Source organism: Bartonella sp. ML70XJBT.G, assembly GCF_028618575.1.
Classification (GTDB): domain Bacteria; phylum Pseudomonadota; class Alphaproteobacteria; order Rhizobiales; family Rhizobiaceae; genus Bartonella.
Genome location: NZ_JAQITA010000063.1, coordinates 1 through 2,814, shown reverse-complemented (window position 1 = coordinate 2,814; position 2,814 = coordinate 1). Strand labels below are relative to the sequence as shown.

Here is a 2,814-nt window from a genome sequence, read left to right as displayed (position 1 = left end):
CGCCTCATGAACTTTTAACAATACCACTCAAACCAATATTATCCTATGACGATTTTGAATAACAGCACATATCTCTGCAACCCAATACAAATTGCACCAAAATCCTGCTTGATTTAAATTGTGTGAAAATCTCTCCCCCATACACATATCATTAACCATGTAACCAAAACTGTTTCCTAAGTCAATGTTTATGGCCACAATATTCCCAGTTAATGCCTTAAGACACTATCAATAAGAGAGAATAAATTCTCTGCTCATCCCCCTATCCTGCACTTTATAACGCGCATAAATAAACTACAGATCATGCTCTTCATTTGCATCCCTTCGTCAAAAGTCATCATAGCAAATAATAAAGAGATCTATTTTTAGAGTTTTTCAACATAATCTCCCAAACAGGCAAAACTCTTTTACAGGGTACTGAGACAACTTTTCTTCAAAGAAAATAATCTCAATGACTTTGTAAAAAGAGTTTTGTCAGTTTAGTCAGTTCACTCTAAACCCTATAGCATTTTTTTAAATGATATAAAAAATTAAAAACATTATATTTCAATATGTTAGTATTTTAATGATACAACCCTTATTAAAACACAACCCATAAATTCAACTGTAAATATATATTTGTCAGTTATCTGTCTGTAAATTGAACTGACAAAAGTGTTCATTTTAGAGCATGATTAAAACATGTCTTATGAAAAGCATGTGATCTCTTAAAGCCTTTCAAAAGACAGTTTATAATCATAAGAAATGCTATCAAGATTGTTACGATTATGAGTTTTGAAGGTTCCTTTTATGCCCCCTTATATATTTTTTTCAATCAAAAAAATAAAAGTTATTATATTTCAATATGTTAATGTTTTAATAATACAACCTATATCGACAACACAACCTTAAATTCAACCCATAGTATATTTTTGAAGGTATTTTGAGGGTTTGAGAAACCTTCAAAACCTATAATAAAATGCATCAAAATGATCATTCTGATGTTTTAAAAGCCCATAGTGCATTTGTCTTGAATGATATGTGAAATAAAGAGCAAATTTCACTATTCTGTTGTTGATCTGACTTACGTCATAGGCTGTGGATAAAGAGCCTTTTAAACCCCTTTTGAAAAAATTTATCCGTTTTTTCGCCTTTTCCTGCATTTTTTTCTCAATTCGTTCAAAATGGATTTAATAAGCTTCATTTCGATTCTTTTGAAGAGAATTAACCCTCTCATACCAAAATGGAGCTCTGTTGTAATATGCTGCAATCTCTTAAGTCTGATCATGAACAAATCACGCTACGCTCTCTCTTAGAATTCTACCGTCAACAAGCAAAATCACCTCGTGAATTGGGAACGCTGTTTGAAAACCTTGTCATGGCTTATCTCATGCAAGACCCGTTGCAAAAGCAAGAATACGAAAAGGTTCAAACTTATTCGGAATGGGCTGAGGAACATGATGAAGATGGGCGTGATATCGGCATTGATCTGGTCGCTACAATCCGTGATCAAGGAGGATATGCGGCTATTCAATGTAAATGCTATGATGCTTCTCACATCATTAAAAAAGAAGATATTGATAGCTTTATCGCTGCCTCTGGGAAAAAGATTTTTACGCGTCGTATTTTGGTTGATAGCACCGAAAGCAATTGGAGTGATAATGCTCACAACACTTGTGATGGTCAAGAGGTACGTATTCAACAGATTAATCTGTTTGATTTAGAAAACAGTCAAATTGATTGGGGCGCTTATAAAGAACAAGGACAAGCTGTCCTTAAAGAACAACCAAAAAAAAAGCTTTTAGATCATCAGATAGAAGCACTTGAGAAAGTTTGTGAAGGCTTAAAAGAAGCAGACCGTGGCAAGCTGATTATGGCATGTGGAACGGGCAAGACTTTCACCAGTCTTAAAATAGCAGAAACCATAGCAGGAAAAGGCAAGCGTGTATTATTTTTAGTGCCCTCCCTTGCTTTGATGTCACAAACAATAAGAGAATGGACATTGGATACAGAAGTGCCCTTGCGTTCCTTTGCAGTGTGTTCGGATACACAGGTAGGCAAGCGTCGTAAAGGGAAACAGGATGATGAAGCTGGTCTCGATGCTTCTGATCTTGTCTTGCCGGCGACCACGGATGCAAAAGAACTTGCCCGTAAAGCCAATAAAACTTCTCTTGATGTGATGACTGTGGTCTTTTCAACTTATCATTCCATTCAAGTGATTTCCGATGCACAAAAAGACTATGGTTTACCCGAATTTGATCTAATCATTTGCGATGAAGCCCATAGAACAACTGGGGTTGTATTGGGAACAGACAAGCATGAATCTGAATTTATCAAAGTTCATGATAACAGCATCATTCGGGGTAAAAAACGTCTGTATATGACAGCAACCCCGAAGATCTTTGCTGATAGTGCCAAAAAACAAGCTCATGAGATGAATGGCATTTTGGCGTCTATGGATGATGAAGCGCTTTATGGAAAAGAGCTTTATACCTATACATTCTCTAAAGCCGTGAAGAATGAACTCTTAGTTCCTTATAAGATTATTGTTTTGGGGGTTAATGAAGAGGAAGTGAGTGAATCCATTCAACATCTGATGACCGATGAGAATTATGAACTTACCCTTGATGATAAAACCAAGATCATAGGCTGTTATCAAGCTCTTAGTAAAATAGATCTGAAAGTTGATTTGAGTGATGACTCCAATTCCATGCGGCGGGCTTTGGCTTTTTGTAAAGATATCAAGACCTCTGAACGTATCCGTGACACATTCAATTCTGCAGAAATGCAGAAAGAATTGTATAATCTTCATAAGGTCTATAAAGAGACACCGCC

General features: G+C 36.0%; 1 protein-coding gene. It reads left to right on the top strand.

The features are described from left to right. Positions 1–1,240 precede the first annotated feature (1,240 nt). A partial coding sequence (locus PVV64_RS10190) for a DEAD/DEAH box helicase family protein (RefSeq protein WP_273760873.1) occupies positions 1,241–2,814 on the top strand: 1,574 nt, incomplete at its 3' end.